The organism is Streptomyces sp. 150FB (assembly GCF_000818195.1).
In the GTDB taxonomy this organism is placed as follows: Bacteria; Actinomycetota; Actinomycetes; order Streptomycetales; family Streptomycetaceae; genus Streptomyces.
In genome coordinates this window covers 6,723,040-6,742,157 of the sequence record NZ_JTHL01000001.1, presented here as the reverse complement: position 1 = coordinate 6,742,157, position 19,118 = coordinate 6,723,040, and the positions used below count along the sequence as shown (strand labels likewise).

The 19,118-nt window shown below is 72.8% G+C and carries 9 protein-coding genes; 6 read left to right on the top strand and 3 right to left on the bottom strand.

From position 1 onward, the window contains the following. Nucleotides 1-41: 41 nt before the first annotated feature. Nucleotides 42-3,164: an amino acid adenylation domain-containing protein gene (locus QR77_RS29130; RefSeq protein ID WP_040024992.1), complete on the bottom strand. Its 3,123-nt coding sequence runs from the start codon at nt 3,162-3,164 to the stop codon at nt 42-44. Between the two features lie 307 nt (nt 3,165-3,471). Here QR77_RS29130 and QR77_RS50065 point away from each other — a divergent pair, with 307 nt between their 5' ends. From QR77_RS50065 to QR77_RS29105, 6 genes are read left to right on the top strand one after another with little or no spacing between them, the layout of a single operon-like run. After that, nucleotides 3,472-4,008, top strand: a complete 537-nt coding sequence (locus QR77_RS50065) for an NDP-hexose 2,3-dehydratase family protein (RefSeq protein ID WP_347359799.1) — start codon at nt 3,472-3,474, stop codon at nt 4,006-4,008. Next, nucleotides 3,957-4,853, top strand: coding sequence for an NDP-hexose 2,3-dehydratase family protein (locus QR77_RS50060; RefSeq protein WP_347359798.1), 897 nt, complete (start codon nt 3,957-3,959; stop codon nt 4,851-4,853). Before QR77_RS50065 ends, QR77_RS50060 begins: the two co-directional genes overlap by 52 nt. Before the next feature lie 58 nt (nt 4,854-4,911). Continuing rightward, a complete protein-coding gene (locus QR77_RS29120) occupies nt 4,912-9,750 on the top strand; it encodes a non-ribosomal peptide synthetase (protein WP_078877284.1) in 4,839 nt (1,612 codons plus the stop codon). Further along, a complete protein-coding gene (locus QR77_RS29115; RefSeq protein WP_040024990.1) occupies nt 9,747-10,007 on the top strand; it encodes an MbtH family protein in 261 nt (86 codons plus the stop codon). Before QR77_RS29120 ends, QR77_RS29115 begins: the two co-directional genes overlap by 4 nt. Continuing rightward, a complete protein-coding gene (locus QR77_RS29110) occupies nt 10,004-11,290 on the top strand; it encodes an aspartate aminotransferase family protein (RefSeq protein ID WP_040024989.1) in 1,287 nt (428 codons plus the stop codon). Before QR77_RS29115 ends, QR77_RS29110 begins: the two co-directional genes overlap by 4 nt. A 5-nt stretch (nt 11,291-11,295) precedes the next feature. After that, nucleotides 11,296-14,598 carry a non-ribosomal peptide synthetase gene (locus tag QR77_RS29105; RefSeq protein ID WP_160310963.1) on the top strand — a complete coding sequence of 1,101 codons (3,303 nt, stop codon included), beginning with the start codon at nt 11,296-11,298 and terminating at the stop codon, nt 14,596-14,598. A 140-nt stretch (nt 14,599-14,738) separates the two neighbouring features. Here QR77_RS29105 and QR77_RS29100 read toward each other — a convergent pair whose 3' ends face one another. Beyond that, the gene (locus tag QR77_RS29100) at nt 14,739-16,091 is read right to left on the bottom strand and encodes an MFS transporter (RefSeq protein WP_052489136.1); all 1,353 of its coding nucleotides are present in this window, start codon (nt 16,089-16,091) and stop codon (nt 14,739-14,741) included. A gap of 1 nt (nt 16,092) precedes the next feature. Then, the coding region (locus QR77_RS29095) for a non-ribosomal peptide synthetase (protein WP_160310962.1) at nt 16,093-19,118 on the bottom strand (3,026 nt) is incomplete at its 5' end.

Below are 19,118 nucleotides of genomic sequence, written 5' to 3'. Positions count from 1 at the left end.
TGTGTCTCCTTTCGGCGGTCCGCCCCGCCGGGTCCTGGGCGTCAGGTCCGGGGCGTCGGGGTGCCGGTGGCCCCGTCGCGGACCTTCCGGGCGATGGTGCTCACCGTGTCGAGTGTCGGCTCGCGGACGATCCGGCCGAGTTCGGCCATGAACGCTCTTTCCCTCTCCTCGCCCACCACGGTGCGGCACACCTCGGCGAGCATGGAGAGCAACAGCAGCGAGTTGCCACCGAGTTGGTGGAAGTCGGTACGGGGGTCGAGCCGTGCGGCCTCGATGCCGAGTGTGTCCGCCCAGATCTTCGCGACGGAGCGTTCCACGTCGTCGGGCTCGTGACCGGGGTCCGGCCCGGCGGCTTCGGCCTCGGTTGATTCGGCCTCGGTGTGTTCGGCCTCGGTCGCTTCGGCGAGGGCCCCGGTGTCGACCTTGCCGTTGGCGTTGTACGGGAGGTCCGGCACGACGGTCGTGACGGCGGGCACCAAGTAGGCGGGCAGCCGTTCGGTGAGGTACGCGGCCCAGTCGGCGGCCGGCTCTCCCGGCCGCAACACCACGTACGCGCTCAGGTAGTTGTGGCCGCCGGGCCTGGCCCTGGCCACCACGGCAGCGGTGCGCACCGCCGGGTGGGTCTCCAGCGCCTGGACGGTCTCGGCGGGCTCGACGCGGTGGCCCATCACCTTGACCTGGTCGTCGGCCCGGCCCGCGAACTCCAGTACGCCGCCCGGCAGTCGGCGGGCGAGGTCGCCGCTCCGGTAGACGCGGCTGCCGTCGGCGAGGCGGACGAAGCGCTCGGCGGTCAGATCGGGCCGCCCCCGGTAACCCCGCGCGACCTGGACACCGCCGAGGTACATCTCGCCGGTCTCGCCCGCCGGTACGTGCCGGCGCTGGGCGTCGAGCAGGTGCACGGTGCAGTGCGCCATCGGTACCCCGACGGGGACGGCGGCCTGCCCGTCCCGGCCCGGGTCGAAGGTGTGCAGGGTGCAGCCGACGGTCGCCTCGGTGGGCCCGTACATGTTGAGGATCCGGCAGTCGGGGCCGAACGTCCGCCGCGCACGCAGCGCGGCCGACCTGGTGAGCTGTTCGCCGATCACCACCAGGGTGCGAAGCCCGTCGGGGCGCAGTTCGAGGCGGCTGATCAGGTCGAGGTGCGAGGGAGTGAGCGAGAGGGTGTTCACCCCGGACTCCGTGAGGAGTTGACGGAGTGTCAGGTGATCGGGCTCGCCGGGCATCAGCACCAGCGAGCCGCCCGCCAGGACAGGGGCGAACAGCGCGGTGTTGGACAGGTCGAAGGCGAGCGAGGTGATCACACCGAAGGCGGTCGACGCGTCCACCCCGAAGTGTTCGGTGGCCCGGTCGGTGTACGCGGCCAGGGCCCGGTGCTCGACCTCCACACCCTTGGGGCGGCCGGTGGAGCCCGAGGTGTAGATGACGTACGCGAGGTCACCGGGCGCCGGGGCCCGGCCGGGGGCGGGAGCGGGCCGGGGCCCGTCGTACGGCAGGGTGTCGAGGATGTCGGTGGGACACCCGTCGGGGGCGAGGTCGCGTCCGGCGCCCGCGGCCGGGATCAGGCAGCGGGCGGCTCCGGCGTCGGTGACGATGCCCTTCAGCCGGGCGTCGGGGTGGCGCGGGTCCAGCGGCAGGTAGGCGGCGCCCGCCTTGAGTACGCCCCACAGCGCCGCGACCGTACCGGCGGAGCGGTCGGCGAGCAGGGCGACGACCGATTCGCGGCCGATGCCCCGCGCCACGAGGTGCGCGGCGACGACCTCGGAGCGGTGGTCGAGTTCGCCGAGGGTCATGGTGCCCCCGGGCCGGCGCAGCGCGACCGCTTCGGGGCCGGCGGCAGCGCGCGCCCTGAACCGGTCGACGACGGTGTCGGCGGGCAGCGGCCGGTCGGTGGGTCCCCCGGACAGGGCGCGGTCGGCGGCCGGGGAGAGCAGTTCGGCGATCCGGTCGAGGAGTTCGTGGGACCGCTCGGCGAGGCCGGGGTCCGCGCGCCAGGTGAGGGTGATCTCCGTACGGCCGCCGACCTCGGCGAGGTTGAGGTCGGGCGGGCCCACCGCACCGAGCAGCGGCGCCGGGTACAGCGTCAGGCCCTCGAAGTCCGGTGCGCGCAGGGTGCCTTCGGGCAGCCGGCCCATATGGGCGATGACCGTCTGCGCCGCGTACCTGCGCTTCTCGGCGGGGATCCGCTCCATCCCCCTGATCATGGTCCGCAGCACCGGCAGCGGCAGCCGCATCATGCCGGGCTCAAGGCGTTGGGTGACCTCGCGGCCCTCAGCCATCACGGTGAGCACGCGTTCGTGCAGCGGCTCCCAGGACTCGCCGGGCGCCACGTCGAACAGTTCGACCAGGGAGAGGTTCCCGGTGGTGCGCTCGCCGGGCGCGTGCCGCCGCAGGTCGAAGGCGATGGAGAAGCGTGCGCCGTCCGTCCCGTAGGCGCGGCTGAGGGCGACGGCCGCCTTCGCGGCCAGTGCCGGGTGGTAGCCGTCGACGGTACGGCGGGCCCAGCCGGTGCGGTGGGCGCCGGGCACGGCCGGCGCCTCCAGTGGGGACACGCGGTCGATGGGCGGATCGGGTACGGCTTCGGTGACCGGCGGGAAGCGGTCGAAGACGTCGGTCTCGGTGAGCGCCGACGGGGCTCCGGTGACCTGTTCGCCGCGCAGCGCGCGGAAGGTCTCCTCGATCCAGAGGGTCATGCCCGGCCAGTCCATCACCGCGTGCGAGGCCCGGAAGACGAGCACGGTCGGGCGGCCCGGACCGGCGTGTCCGGCGGCTGCGTGTCCGGCGGCTGCGTCACCGGCGGCTGCGTCACCGGGGCACAGCAGTACCTCGCACAGCGCGCCGTCCGGACCGGGCAGCGGGTCGTGCAGCGCGGGTACGTCGGGCACACCGCGTTCGGCGCTGCCCCTCCCTTCGCCCGCGCCGCAGTCGACGACCCGGACGCGCGGCGGGGTGCCGGTGGTCAGCCAGCGGCGTCCCCTCCGTACCAGGGCGAGATCCGGGCACACCGCCGTCACTTGGGCGAGCGCGGCTTCGAGCCCGCCGGGGTCGAGGTCCCCGTACCCTTCCACGACGGCCTGGATGACCGGGGACACCTTCGGCGGGTGCGCTAGCCACCACCAGTCGCTGTGTGAGACGGGTTTGCGGAACTCGGCGCCTCGCTTGGTCACGGTCCTCCACCCTCGGTTCGGCTCGCCACATTCCCGGCCCAGCGGGACCGGTCCCCATGGTCGCCGAGGTCTGCTGGTGGAAGCCCTAGTAACTGGGGTGACAACACTGTGGGGATGCCCAGAACCGCTCTGCTAGCCGCTTCCGCGAAGGCCGCCCGACCCTAGCCTCCAGGCTGTTCTCAGGTTCTCCTCTCGCCCTGGAGGCGACGTGTATCAGGCACGATCACGCGCGGAGTCGACCGGCGCACCCGACGGCGCCTGTACTGCGCCGAGGTTCACCGTGTCGGCGAGTACCAAAGGCCGGCTGATGAGCACGGAGCAGTGCCTCGACTGGCTCGCCGAGCAGCGGGCGGGGAGCGCCTTCTCCGTCGACCAGGTCCCGTTCGCCCAACTGGACGGCTGGGGCTTCGATCCCGGGACCGGCAACCTGGGCCACCACAGCGGCCGGTTCTTCACCATCGAGGGGCTGCGGGTCCACCTGGAGCCCGCGCATGTGGAGCAGTGGACCCAACCGATCATCGTGCAGCGGGAGATCGGGATCCTGGGGATCCTGGTCAAGGAGTTCGACGGGGTCCTGCACTGTCTGATGCAGGCCAAGATGGAGCCCGGCAACAGCAACTTGGTGCAGCTCTCGCCCACCGTGCAGGCCACCCGCTCCAACTACAGCGGTGTGCACAAGGGCCGGGCGATCCCGTACCTGGACTACTTCAGGGCGCCGAGGCGCAGCACCGTACTGGCCGACTCGCTCCAGTCGGAGCAGGGCAGTTCCTGCACAAGCGCAACCGCAACATCGTGGTGGAGACCACCGAGGACGTCGAACTGCTCCCGGATTTCTGCTGGTTGACGCTGGCGCAGATCCAGGAGCTGGTGCGGATGGACAATGTGGTCAACATGGACGCGCGCACGGTGCTGTCCATCATGCGGTTCGCACCGCCGCCGGAGGCCGCCGCCCAGGAAACCACAGCGCGGGAAACCGCAGCGCACGAGACACCCGGTCTTGAGACCGGTTTCCTGCCCTCGCTGCGGCGCTCGCTCTCTCCCGAGGCACCGACGGTGCACTCCACCACGGACGCGCTGAGCTGGCTGACCGAGAGCAAGGCGCGCTACGAACTCGACCAGCGCCGGGTGCCGTTGCGCGAGGTGGCGGGCTGGCGCTGTGACGAGAAGCTGATATCCCGCGACGACGGCGGCCACTTCAGTGTGGTGGGGGTCGCGGTCCGCGCGCAGAACCGTGAGGTGGCCGCGTGGACGCAGCCGCTCCTCATGCCTGCCGGGTCGGGTCTTGCGGCGTTCTTCGTCCGCCGCTTCGACGGTGTGCTGCACGTACTGGCGCAGGCCAGGCCGACGGCCGGTGCGCTGGACATCGTGGAGGTGGCGCCGACCGTGCAGTGCAATCCGCAGCGGTATCTGAGCATGCCGCCCGAGCGGCGCCCCGCCTACCTTGAGCAGATACTCGCCGCTCCCGCCTCCGATGTGCGCTACGACGCCTTGCAGTCGGAGGAGGGCGGCCGGTTCCTCGACGCGCACAACAGGTATCTGATCGTCGAGGTCGGTGCGGACTTCCCGACGGAGGAGCCCGAGGGTTTCCGGTGGCTGAGCGTCCACCAGCTCGCCTCCCTCATCGAGTTCGGCGCCGGGGTGAACGTCGAGGCCCGCTCGCTGCTCACCTGTCTGCACACCCTCTGGTGAACGAACCGGGCGGCCCCGGGGCCGGCGATCGAGAGAGCCCGAACGAGAGAGGACACCCATGCGACCGATGCCGACCACCGGCCAGGAACAGCCCCGGGACAGTGAGCGTGAGCCGGCCGCTGCCCGGCCCGTGGACCTGCCGCTCACGCACAGCCAGCGCGAGATCTGGTTCGCCAGCCAGTTGGGCCCCGAGTTCTCCCGCACCTGGAACGAGCATGTCCTGCTCACCCTCCGCGGCGATCTCGACAGGCCTGCTCTCGAAGCCGCCCTGCGCGGCGTCGTCGCCCGCCACGAGAGCCTGCGGGCGGTCATCGCCGGCGACGGCAGCCGGGCGATCGTCCTTCCCGGGGCGGACATCGAACTGCCGCTGGTGGATCTGACGGAGGCAGTCGGCCCACCGGCACCCGACGCGAGGGCCGACGACCGGCTCGACGACCGGTCCGACGCCCGGCTCGACCCGTGGCTCGACGCGTGGGCCGCCCAGCCGTACGACCTGACCCGGCCGCCGCTCAGCGCCGCCCTGCTCAGGACGGGCCCCGCCGAACACCACCTGTTCCTCGGCACCCATCACGCCGCGATCGACGGCTCGTCCCTGGGCACCGTCCTGGCAGAGATCGCCCTGCTCTACACGGCGGCCCACGACGGCGCGGGCGACGGCGCCGCGCTGCCACCCGCGCCCCAGTACCGCGCGTACGCGCGGTGGTACGAGGAGCAGACCCGCGACGCGGCCTGGGCCGAGGCCGAGGCGTACTGGACGGAGCGCTACCGCGACATGCCGCCCGGCATGGCGCTGCCCGCCGACCGGGCGCGCGGTGCGGAGCCGGGGCGGCGGGCCGGACATGTGACCGCCGTCCTCGACGACGCCTGCCGGGCGCTGCTGGCGGCCGAGGCGGCCAAACCGGGCCACACCCCTTTTCTGCTGCTGCTCAGCGCCTACGCGGCCGCGCTGCACCGGATCACCGACCAGAGCGATCTGATGATCGGTGCGCCGATCGCCGTGCGCTGGGAGGACGGCACCGAGGACATCGTGGGGAACTGCACCAATGTGCTGCCGATCAGGAGCCAGGCCGCCGGCGGTGAGACCTTCGGCGATCTCCTGGCCAGGATCCAGGAGGAGTTGTTCACCTCCTACGAGCACTCCCTCTACCCGTTCAGCGCGGTGTGCCGTTCGCTGGGCGTACCGATGGACGGGCAGCGGAACTCGCTGTTCGCCACCATGTTCAACCTCACCGGCGCCGCTCCCGAGTTGGAGCTGCCCGGCCTCGACGTCCGCGTGCGGCCGGGCCGTTCGCGCTACGCCAAGTCCGATCTGACCGTCGATGTGTCGCTGCGTCCGGACGAGGTGCGGTTCGACTTCGAGTACGACTCCGGGCTGTTCGAGGAGCGGACCGTCCGGGCGCTGGTCTCCGTCTACCTGCGGTGTCTGCGCGCGCTGCTGGAGCGGCCCGGCGAGCAGGTGGACCGGCTGGCGCTGCTCAGCGACGCCGAGGGGGCCGAGCTGTTCGCCGCGGTCAGCACCCCCGTCTCTCCGGTCTCTCCGGTGTCGCCGGTGCCGCCTGTACGGGACCGGCGGTCCGTCGTCGAACTCTTCGAGGAGCAGGCCGCGGTACGTCCGAAGAGCCCGGCGGTACGGATGGGCCCGGCCGGCCTGTCGTACGCCGAGCTGGACAGCAGGGCCAACCAGCTCGCGCACCGCCTCACCGGGCTCGGTGTCGGGCCCGAGGTCCGGGTGGCCGTGCTCCTCGACCGCTCGCCCGACATGCCGGCCGCGATGCTCGGCGTATGGAAGGCGGGCGGCGCCTTCGTACCGCTCGACGTGGAGAACCCGCCCGCCCGCTGGGCCTCGATCACGGCCGACGCGGCCGTCTCGCTGCTGGTGGTGCACGAGCGGCTGCGGGAGGCCGCGACCGTGCTGGGCCTGCCCATGGTCGTCCTCGACGACCCCGTCGAGGCCGGACGGCTCGCCGCGCTCCCGGCCGTGGCGCCGGAGCGGGCCACCCGCGAGGACGACCTGGCCTATGTGATCTTCACTTCGGGTTCGACGGGCCGGCCGAAGGGGGTGGAGATCGCCCACCGGGGCCTGTCGACCATGTACTGGGGCTGGGAGCGCGCCTTCGGGCTGCGCGACGGGCACATCGCGACGCATCTGGCGATGGCCAACTTCTGCTTCGACGTCTTCACCGCCGACGTGGTCAGGTCGCTGTGCTCGGGTGCGCGGCTGCTGCTCTGCCCGAAGGAGACGCTGGTGAACCCGGGCGCGCTGCTCTCCCTGGTCACCGCGGAGGAGGTGGGTTTCGCGGAGTTCGTGCCCGTGGTGCTGCGCGCCCTGAGCCGGCACGCCGAGGCGTCGGGGCGCTCGCTCGCCCCGTTCAAGGTGATCGCCGTCAGCTCCGACGCCATCTACTCCTCGGAGCTGGCCGGGGTGCAGGCCGTCGCGGGACCGGACATCGCGCTGTTCAACACGTACGGCCTCACCGAGGCGACGGTCGACAGCACGTACTTCCGCTACCACCCAGGGCGTTCGCTGCCCGGCGAGAACGCCCCGATCGGCGCCCCCTTCGCCAACACCCGCGCGTACGTCCTGGACCAGGCGCTGCGCGCGGTGCCGCCAGGTGTCCTCGGACGGCTGTACGTGGCGGGGCCCGGCGTCGGCCGGGGGTACGCGCGGCGCCCCGCCCTGACGGCGGAGAGGTTTCTGCCCGACCCGTGGGGCGGCCCCGGGGAGCGGATGTACGACACCGGGGACCTGGCCAGACAGCGGTGGGAGGGCGACCAGGCGGTCATCGACTTCTTCGGACGCGACGACAACCAGGTCAAGGTGCGGGGCTTCCGCGTCGAGCTGGGCGAGATCGAGTCGGCGCTGCGGACCGCCGACGGGGTGAGCGACGCTGCGGTCGTCGCGGACCCGGGCCCCTCGGGCACCACTCTCACCGCGTACCTCGTCCCTGAGGGCGGCACCGGGGCGGCGGGCGCGCGGGCCCCGGAGTGGATCGCGAAGCTGCGGGATTCGGTGCCCGCCTACATGGTGCCGTCGCGGTTCTTCGCGGTGGAGAGCCTGCCGGTTTCGGCGAACGGAAAGCTGGTGCGCGGCGCCCTGAAGGCTTTGCCCGCACGGGAGTTGTCCCACGGCCGCGAGGTGGTGGCGGCGCGCAGCGGCACCGAGAAGCGGCTCGTGGCGATCTGGGAGGAGCTGCTCGGCCGGGACGAGATCGGGGTGACCGACGAGTTCTTCCAGCTCGGCGGGCACTCGCTGCTGGCGATGCGCGCCATCGCCGGCATCCATGACGCGTTCGGCGTGGAGATCCCGGTCCGTGAGTTCCTGTCGAACACCACGATCGAGCGGCTGGCGGCGGAGATCGGGCGACTCGACGCGGCGGACGGGCTGGCCGGGGACGGTGGGCGGGGCGAGGGCCCGGCCGCCGGGGGCCCGGTGGTGGCGCTGGCGCGGGACGGCGGCGCTGAGCTGCCCGTGTCGTTCATGCAGCGGCGGTTCTGGTTCCTGGAGCGGCTGTGGCCCGGTCAGGCGATGTACAACCTGCCGTGCGCGATCCGTCTGACCGGTCGGCTCGACCCGGAGGACGTACGGCTGGCCTGGCAGGCGGTGGTGGACCGGCACGAGGTGCTCCGCTGCTCCTTCGCCGAGGTCCGCGGTGTCCCCGTCCTGCGTATCGCGTCCGAACAGCGGGTGGATCTGCCGGTGGTGGACCTGCGGGAGCTGCCGGCCGAGGGCCGCGAGGCGCGGCTGCGGGAGCTGACCGACCGGCACGCGCGGCACAACTTCGACCTGGGCAACGGCCCGTTGGCGGTGATGACTCTCGTACGGCTCTCCGAGCGGGAGTACCGGCTGTTGTTCGTGGTGCATCATGTCGCCGCCGACTTCTGGTCGGTGAACCTCCTGATGGACGACTTCCAGGAGGCGTACGCCGCGCTCGCCGAGCAGCGCGAGGCCCGACTGCCGCCCCTCGACGTGCAGTTCGCCGATGTGGCCGCGTGGCAGGAGCGTTGGCTGTCCTCGGCCGGCGCCGAGGCGCAACTCGCCTTCTGGCGGCGGACGCTGAAGCCGCTGCCGAAGACGCTGGAGCTGCCGGTCGACCGGCCCCGTACGAGGGGCCGCGCCTCCGTCACCAGCGCGGTGCTGCGGCAGCGGCTGGACGACGGCCTTTCGGCGTCGCTGACGGAGCTGGCGCGGCGCGAGGGCGTGACGCTGTTCATGGTGCTGCTGACCGCGTTGCAGACGGTGCTCGCCGAGCTGAGCGGTCAGCGTGACTTCGCGATCGGCACGCCGGTCGCCAGCAGGACCAGGACCCAACTGCGGCGTGTGGTGGGCCCGTTGATCAATACGGTGGCGCTGCGCGCCGATCTGACCGGGGCGCCGTCGCTGCGCACGCTGCTGGCGCGCGTGCGCGACACCAGCCTGGACGCGTTCGCGCACCAGGAGATGCCCTTCGACCGGATCGTGGAGGAGGTCAGGCCGCGCCGGGCGCCCGGGCACCACCCGATCTTCCAGGTGTTGTACCAGTACCTGCCGGAACAGCCTCTCGATGTCTCCCTGCCGGGTGTCGAATTGAGCGTCGAGGAACTGCGCTCCACGACCACGGTGTTCGACCTCATGCTCGACGTCGTCCAGGTCGGGCAGGGGCTCGAAGCGGTGCTCCAGTACGACGCCGAGCACTTCGAAGCGTCGACCGTCGGGCGGCTGCTCGACCTGTGGCGGGCGGTGCTGCGGCAGATGGTCCTGGATCTGGACTCCCCGGCGGCTGCCGCCCCCGGCACCGTCCGCGAAGCAACCCATGACACCGCTCATGGCACCGCTCATGACACCGCTGACGGCAGCGACCGGCAGAGCGACCTCAACAGCGCCCAGGCACAACCGAATCCGGAGGAGAGAGAACAATGACGGAGCATTCCGAGACCCGGACCCAGCCCTTCAAGGTGGTCCTGAACCACGAGGAGCAGTACTCGATCTGGCCGGAGGACCGCGAGAACGCGCCCGGCTGGACCGACGAGGGCACGGCGGGCAGCAGGGAGGAGTGTCTGGCGCACATCGAGCGGGTGTGGGCGGACATGCGCCCGCTGAGCCTGCGCAACCGGATCGCCGAGCGGGTCGCCGCCGGTGCCGGGGCGGGAGCGGTATCCGGAACCGAGGCGTCATGAGTACGGACGCCATGCTGGACCTGGAGTCGGCGGTCCGCTCGTACTCCCGGTCCTTCCCCGAGGTCTTCACCTCTGCCAAGGGGAGCTGGATCCACGGCGGGAACGGCGAGCGCTACCTCGACTTCCTGGCCGGGGCCGGCTCGCTCAACTACGGTCACAACCCGGAACCGCTCAAGGACGCGCTGCTCGCGTACATCGCGTCCGACGGCATCACCCACGGCCTGGATCTGTGGACCACCGCCAAGGCCGAGTTCATGGAGACCTTCCGCGACCTCGTGCTGGCGCCGCGCGAGCTCGACCACAAGATCCAGTTCTGTAGCCCTTCCGGTGCCAACGCGGTGGAGGCCGCACTCAAACTGGCGCGCCTGGCGACCGGCCGGCACAGCGCCGTCGCCTTCTCCGGCGCCTTCCACGGTGTGAGCGCGGGCGCGCTCGCCGCCACCGGTTCCGCGTACTTCAGACGGGGGCTGGCCCCCGGCCTCCCGCCGGTCACCTCGGTCCCCTACCCGGAGTCCCCGCAGGGGCCGTTCGACACGATCGGCCTGCTGCGGCGGATGCTGGAGGACCCCAGCTCGGGCGTCGACAAACCGGCGGCGGTCCTGCTGGAGACCACCCAGGGCGAGGGCGGTGTCTACCCGGCTCCGGACTCCTTCCTCCGGGAGGTGCGCGCCCTGTGCGACCAGTACGGGATGCTGATGATCGTCGACGACATCCAGATGGGCTGCGGCAGAACGGGCACGTTCTTCTCCTTCGAGCGGGCCGGGGTGGTCCCCGACCTGGTGACGCTCTCGAAGTCGATCGGCGGCTACGGGCTGCCGATGTCGCTGCTCCTGATCAGGCCGGAGTACGACGTGTGGGCGCCCGGCCAGCACAGCGGGACCTTCCGGGGCAACCAGCTCGCCTTCGTGGCCGCGACGGCGGCGCTGCGCACGTACTGGGCCGACACCCGCCTCGCCGAGACCGTCGAGGAGCACGGCGCGCTCGTCGCCGAGGCCCTGGGGAAACTGAGCGCCGGTTACGGCGTGGAGGTCCGGGGCCACGGGCTGATCTGGGGCGTGGACTTCCGTACGACAAGGCTGTCGGCGAAGCGGGTCTCGGAGATCTGCTTCCGGGAGGGCCTGATCGCCGAGACCTGCGGGCGCTCCGACGAGGTCCTGAAGATCATTCCGCCGCTGACCACGGGCCGGGACGACCTGCTGCACGGCCTCGGCGTGATCGCCGAGGCGATGGCCGAGGCGCAAGCGGCGGACTGGACGGCCGGCACACCGCGCGGAGAGGGGTGACGGCGTTGCCACAGGAACAGAGCGGGCCGGAACAGAACGGGCCGGAGCAGAACGGGCCGGAACAGAGCCAGCCGGAGCACAAGCTGAAGGGACAGAGCGGGCCCGAGCGGAACAGCGCCGCACCCGGCCCGCCCGTGCCGGGCGGCACCGAGGCGATCCCGCTGACCGCCTCCCAGACGGAGGCGTGGATCCTGCACGAGCTGGACCCCCTCTCCCCCGCCGGGAACGTCGGCGGGCACATGGATCTGCGGGCCGAGGCCGACCCGGAGTTGCTGCGTCGGTCCTTCGCCCTCGCCTGGGAGGAGTCCGGTGTGATGAACGCCGCGTTCCTCGACACCCCGGACGGACCGGCCGCCCGCCGGATCCCGGGTCCCGCCCATGTCTCCGTCCACGACCTGCGCTCCGAGCCCGATCCGGAGGCGGCCATGGACGCCTGGATCGAGAAGGACCGGCTCAGCACCCCGGACCTGCGCCGGCACAGTCACGGCCATGGACACACGATCGCCGCGGTCTTCGTGCTGGAGGACAGAAGGATCGCCGTCCACGGGCGGTCCCACCACATCCTGATGGACGGTTACAGCATCCACCTGGTCTTCGACCGGGCGGCCGCCATCTACACCGCCCTCGTCGCGGGCGAGGAGATACCGCCCTGCCCCTTCGGGCCGGCCGAGGAGTTCGTCGCGGCCGATCTCGCCTACCGGCGGTCCACCGACCACGCCGCCGACCGGGCCTACTGGCGCGACTACTGCGCCGATCGCCCCCCGGTGTTCAGCCTGGCCACGTACGGCGGGCGGGTGCTGCCCGACTTCCACCGGGCCACCCTGGAGGCGGGTCCCGGTGTCGTGTCCGGGCTGTCCCTGCTCGGCCGGCGGCTGCGTACGGGATGGCCGGCGGTCTTCGCCGCGGCTGTCGCCGCCTATCTGCGCCACCGGACCGGTGCCGATGACCTGTTCGTGGGTGTGCCCGTCACCGGCCGGGCCGGTGCGCTCGCCCGGCGTACCCCGCTGTACGCGTCCAACATCGTTCCGCTGCGGGTGCGGTTCGACGCCGGGAGCACCGTCGGCTCGCTCGTCGGTGGCATCTCCCACGACCTCAAGGCGGCGCTGCGCCACCAGCGTTACCGCATCGAGCACACCCTGCGCGATCTCGGTACGGAGCCGGGCACACCGCTGTACGGCGCGCTCGTCAACGTCCACCAGAGCAACCGGGGGCTGGAGTTCGGCCCCGACCGGGCGGACAGCGAGGTGACGTCGGTCGGCGTGGTGGACGACCTGTCGATCTCGGCGGTACCGGGGAAGACCGACGGTCTCTCCGTCCACTTCGACGGGAACACCGGCCTGTACTCGGCCGAGGCGCTGGCGCGCGAGGCGGAGGGCTTCGTCGAGTTGCTGCGGGCGCTCGTCGGGTCCGGCCCCGGGACGCCGGTGACCGATCTGGCGCCCCGGTCGGTCCCCTCGTACGCCGGGGGACTGGCCGGGTGGAACGACACCGGCCGTCCCTTCCCCGACCGGTGTCTGCACGAACTCGTCGCCGAGCAGGCCGTCAGGACCCCCGGTGCCGTCGCGGTCAGCGACGCCGACGGCGAACTCACGTACGCCGGTCTCGACCGGCGTGCCAACGCCCTCGCGCACCGGCTGGTCGCCGCCGGGGTGGGCCCCGACGTCCCGGTGGGGGTGCTGGTCGACCGGTCGGTGGAGCTGGCGGTGGCGCTGCTGGGCGTACTCAAGGCGGGCGGCGCCTACCTTCCGATCGACCCCGAGGCACCGTCCGGGCGCGCCCGGACGCTGCTCGCCGAAGCGGGCGCACCGGTGTGTGTCACCCGTGACGAGGCCGCCGGTACGGAGCGGGAAGCGGCCCTGGGCATCCGGGTGGTGGGCGTCGACACGGCGACGGCCGCTGGTGGCTGCGACGCGCCGCCCGACGTGTCGGTCCTCCCCGGTCACCTGGTGTCGGTCTTCTTCACCTCCGGCTCCACCGGGGTCCCGAAGGCGGCGGCCAACTCGCACGCCGGGTGGGTCAACCGGCTGAGCGACCTGCGAGACAAGCATCCGCTGGCGGTGGGCGAGGTGGTGCTCCAGAAGACGGTCATCGGTTTCGACGACTCGGCCGTCGAGCTGTTCTGGCCGCTGCTGTCCGGCGCGACCTGCCACTTCCTGCCGCCGGGCCTGCACCGCGATCCCGCGGCGATCGTCCGTACGGCGGCGGAGCGCGGGGTGGTCGCGCTGTTCTTCGTACCGGTCGTGCTCGGCCTGTTCCTCGCCGAGATCACCGCCGAGGAGCGGGCCCGGCTGTCGGCGCTCCGCGATGTGTTCACCAGCGGCGAGGCGCTGCCGCCGGGCCTGGTGAGGCTCTTCGAGGAACGTCTCGGCGGCGAGGGCCGGCGGCTGCACAACCACTGGGGTGTGACGGAGGCGAGCATCGACTCGACCGTGCACACCTGCACACCGCGGGACGCCGAAGCCCGGGTGGTGCCGATCGGGCTGCCCCTGGGCAACGCCCGGATGTACGTACTCGACGAGGCGCTGCGGCCCTCCCCCGCCGGGGTCCCCGGCGACCTCTACCTCGGCGGGACGGGGCTGGCCCGGGGCTACTGGCGGGACCCGGCGAAGACGGCCGCGGCCTTCGTGCCGGACCCGTCCGGCGACGGCGGGCGGCTGTACCGCACCGGCGACCGGGGCATCCGCCGGGTGAACGGCGAGATCGTCTTCCTGGGCAGGGCCGACGGACAGCTCAAGATCAACGGTGTACGGGTGGAGCCCGGCGAGATCGAGCAGACGCTGCGGCGGCATCCGGGGGTCGGCGCGGCGGTCGTGGTGAAGAGCCGTGTCGGGGCGGACGGTGAGGCGCTCGTCGCGTATGTCGTCGCGGCGGACGGCGCGGTCGGCGGCGCGGCGCCGGGCGGCCCGGAACTCGCGGAGTTCACCGCGGCCCACCTGCCGCGCGCGATGGTCCCCGGCACCTTCCGCGAGCTGCCCGAACTCCCCCTCACCACCAGCGGAAAGGTGGACCGTCAGGCCCTGTCGGCACTCCGGTCCACCGATCCTGGGCCCGTCGCCGGGTCGGTGCCGGCGCCGCGTACGCCCACCGAACGCCTCATCGCCGACGTCATGTCCGCCATTCTCGGTGTCCCCGAGATCGACGTCCACGCGAGCTTCTTCGCGCTGGGCGGCCACTCGGTCATGGCCATGAAGGCGGCGACCCGGATCAAACGCGAGTCCGGTACGTCGTTCCCGGTGGCTCTGATCTTCCAGCACCCGTCCGTCGCCCAACTGGGCGCGGCACTCGATGCGTTGAGGCCTGTCACCTGATCGCTCCACGCGGTGGGCACCCGTTCCCGGTGGACGGGTGCCCGTACGCGAGGGCCGTCGGTCCTCGTCCGGCGCCCCTGAGCAGCGTGGAGTTCTGCCAGGCGAGCGGCTCGGACAGGGGGCCCACGGGCGGCTCCCCGTCAGCTCCCCGCCGGCGCGAGTTCGGGCTCCGGCTCGGGGTTACCGCCGCCGGGGTGGGCGGACGGGGCCGCCACTTCCGCGTCCACGTCCGGGAGTTCGTGCTCCATGCGGCGTACCCGGGGGCGCAGCCAGGTGACCGCAACCACGGCAAGCAGCAGCGGGCCCGCGATCAGGAAGACCATGGCCGTGCCCGCCCCCGCGCCCGAGCCGGTGATGTGGTGGGCCGCGGTCGCCGTCACCAGAGGGGCGCCGACGAACTGGGCGACCGGCCCCGCGATGCCGAACGCGACCGGGTCGGCGGACCAGGCGATCATGCGGCGGACGGCGAAGACCCGGCCCTGGACCTCGACGGGTGTCTTGCGCTGCCAGAGTGTCGCCGTCACCGCGTTGGTGACCGCGTACCCGCCGAGGATGCCGAACAGGCCGGCCGACAGCAGCCACAGCGCACCATGGCTCGCGCCCATGACGACCAGCAGGCAGCCGTGCAGGGTGGCGACGGTGAGGATGGCCCTGACCAGCCGCCTGGGCGGCCGGGTCAGGCTGATGACACCGCTGACCACGACCATGCCGACGGCGCCGATCGCGTTCACCACACCGAGCGCCGAGGGCGCGTGGCCGCTGAGCACCAGCGGTGAGACCAGGACCAGCGCCGTTTCCATCAGCAGGTTGTTCGCCGCGAAGAACAGCAGCAGCCCGAACAGCCCCGGCCGCCGCCGGATGAAGCGCCACCCCTCCGTCATCTCCGTGACCAGCGGCCCCCGGTCGGCCTCGGCGGTCCGCGCGGGCGGGATCGCGGGCAGCAGCCGGTACGAGAACAGGGTCGTGCCGACGGCGAGGACGAAGCTGCCGAGGTCGGCGAGCAGCAGCGCGTTCAGCCCGGCGACGCCGTAGAGGCCGCCGCCGAGCAGCTCGCCGAAGACGGAGGCGGCGGCCTCGGCGAGACCGACCCGGCCGTTGGCCCTGCCCAGGTCGTCCTTGGCGACGATCTGCGGTACCAGGCTGGAGAACGCCGGCCACTGGAACGCCTTGAACACCGAGCCGATCACCACCAGGGCGTACAAATGCCAGAGCCGCAGCGCGCCGGCCGCGTTCAGCGCGACCACCGCCAGCGGCGCCACCGCCGTGCCGAGGTCGCTGAGCAGCATCACCCGGCGCCGGTCCCAGCGGTCCACCAGGGCCCCGGCGAACGGCAGCGTCAGCAGCCCGGGCAGCGAGCCCGCCATGATCAGCAGCGCGAAGGCGGTCGGCGATCCGGTCCTGGCGAAGACCCAGACACCGATGCCGAAGGTGGTCATCCCGGTGCCGATGAGGGAGACGCCCTGGCCGGCCCAGATCAGGTTGAAGACACGCACGTCACTGCTCTCCGAGAGGGGGGTCGAGGCGGTCCGGACGGTCGGGGCGGTCCAGGGGGTCGGGGCGGTCCGGGCGGTCCGGGCGCCTCGCTTCGGGCTGTTCCACCGCGTCGCGCAGCACCGTCAGGAAGCCGTCCAGCCTGCGTCGCAGCGCGTCCGGTTCGAACAGCGAGGTGCTGTACTCCAGCCAGCCGGACAGCCCTCCGTCCGGAGTGTCGTAGCAGCGCAGGTGCAGTTCGTACCGGCAGGTGCCGCGGTCCGGTGTGAGCGGCGTGGTGGTCAGGCCGCTCAGGCTCCGGCCGGCGGCGGGCACGTTCTGTACGGCGAACATCGCCTGGCAGAGCGGGGGCCGGCTCCCGTCGTCCGCCGCGTAACGGTCGGCGAGCAGCTCGAACGGCACAGCGCGGTGCTCCCACACGTCGAGGAAGGTCTCCTTGACGCGCCCGACCAGCTCACTGAACGAGGGCTCCCCGCGCAGGTCGGCGGGGACCGGCACGATGTTGGCGAAGGGTCCTGCGGTGTTCTCGGAGTCGGGGTCGGGCCGGTTGGACACGGGTACGGCCACCAGGAACCGCCGGGCGCCGGAGAGTTCGCCCAGCCATCGCTGCACGGCGGCCAGCAGCACCATGAAGTCGGTGGCACCGGTCTCCCCGGCGAGGCGCCGTACGCCCGAGGCGACCTCGGGTGCGAGGTCGAACAGCTCCAGCGCCCCGGCCGTCGACCAGGAGGCGGGCCGTGGCAGGTCGGTGGGCAGCGGGAGTACGGCGGGGATCCCGCGCAGCCGGTCCGCCCAGAACGCGGCGCCCGCCGCCTGGCCGGGCGAGTCCAGCTCCACGGGCTCGGCGGGCACCCAGCGGGTGAATCCGGCGGCCGGTTCGAGGGCGGGGAGCCGTCCGGCGGCGAGTTCGTTGTAGAGGGTGGTGAGGTCGCGTTCCAGGACGGACAGTGTCCACCCGTCGGAGACGATGTGGTGGACGGTCAGGCCGAGCACGTACTCCTCGTCCCCGCACCGGATCACGGTGGCCCGGGCGAGCGGCGCGCGGCCGAGGTCGAACGGGGCCCGCAGGTCGGTGAGGGCCAGCGCGAGCGCCGCACCGGGCGGATCGGCGTCGGCCCTGGTGTCCGCCCTGGCCAACGGCAGCAGCGCCAGCGGGTCGACGGTCCTGACGGGTCCCGCTCCGGTCGCGGGGAAGCGGGTGCGCAGCGCTTCGTGCCTGGTCACCAGCGCGTCCAGGGCGCGGACCAGCGCGATCTCGTCGAGTGGTCCGCCGACACGTGCCTGGAAACCTATGTGGTAGGCGGCGGTGTCCGGCTCCCGCCGCGAGTGCCACCAGGTGGCGGCCTCGCCGGGGGTGAGCGGCCGGGGCCCGGTGGTCACGGGTCGTGGGTCGCGCGGTTCGCGGTCCGTGCGCGGTTTGCCCTCCGCGCGTGTGTCGACGGGTGGGGCGTCCGCGTCCAGCCGGGCGGCGAGCGCTGCCACCGTCCGCAGGTCCATGATCTCCCGCAGCGGCACCGTCCTGCCCGTCGACCGGTTGAGCCGGGCGGCCAGTTGGGCGGCGAGCAGCGAGTGGCCGCCGCGTTCGAAGAAGTCGTCGTCCCTGCCGATGGGGCGGGCGCCGACGCGTTCGGCGTCGAGCACCTCGGTGAAGACGGCGGCGACGGCGCGTTCGGTGGCCGTACGCGGCGGATCGGCCGGTGCCGCATGCGCACCGATGGCGGCCTCGCCGAGCGCGGCCAGGGTCCGCCGGTCGAGTTTGTTGTTGGCGGTTCGCGGCAGCGCGGGCAGCACCCGGATATCGGCGGGCACCTGGTGGTCGGGCAGTAGCCCGCGCAGGCCCGCGCGTACCTCCGCCGGGTCGAGACCGGCGGGCGCCACGCAGGCCAGCAGCCGGAGTTGCCCGGTGGGGCCGCCCTGGCGGACCGCTATGACGGCGGCCTCCTCGACGCCCGGCAGGGTGCGCAACACGCTCTCGACACCGGCCGGTTCGACCCGCTGCCCACGGATCTTCACCTGGTCGTCGCCGCGGCCGAGGAAGGTGAGTGTGCCGTCCTCCTCCCGGCGCGCCAGGTCTCCGGTGCGATAGGCGCGGGCGCCGGGCAGCCCGGAGAACGGCTCGGGCACGAACTGCCCTGCGGTCAGGCCCGGTTGTCCGTGGTAACCGTCGGCGAGCCGGGCGCCGCCGATCCAGATCTCGCCGGGTACGCCGACCGGGGCGAGGTCGCCGAACCGGTCGACGATCCACAGCCGGGCGCCCGCCACCGGGGCGCCGAGCGGGGCGGGTCCCGTGTCGCCGGGCTTGGCGGTCACAGCGGCGCTGGTGGTGGTCATGGTGGCCTCGGTCGGGCCGTACTGGTTGACGACTCCGGGCCGCCCGGCGAAGGCGGCCGTGGCGCGGGCGCAGTCCGCGAGGTCGAGCGCCTCGCCCGCGGTGAGCAGCAGCCGTAGCTTCGGACCGTGGCCGGGCGCGCGTTCCGCGACGGTCAGCAGGGCACGCAGCAGGGTGGGTACCACGCTCAGCAGGCAGGTGACGCCGTGCTTGTCGATCGCGGCCACCAGGGCCTCCGGGTCGGCGGCCTCGTCGTCCCGGACCAGCACCACGCGGGCGCCGGTCGTCAGCGGCCCGATCAGGTCGCGTACGGAGGCGTCGAAGGGCAGTGAGGCGAGTTGCAGCACGGTGTCACGCGGCCCGAGCCCGAAGCCGCCGAGGTAGTCGCGCAGATAGGCCGCAGCGGCGTGGTGCGGGGTGCGAACTCCCTTGGGCCGGCCGGTGGATCCGGAGGTGTACGCGAGGTACGCGACGCCCGCCGTGTCCGCGCGCGCCGCGCTCTCCGGGGGCGTCGGGTACTGGGCGGCGATCAGGCCCGCGTCGTCGGCGAGCACCGTCGTGGGCAGGCCGCCGCTGTCGAAGGTGTCCGTCCAGGGCCGGTCGGTAAGCAGCAGTACGGCGCCGCTGTCCGCCAGTACCTGCCGGGTCCTGGCGGGCGGATGTGCCGGGTCGAGGGCCACATAGCCGGCGCCCGCCAGCA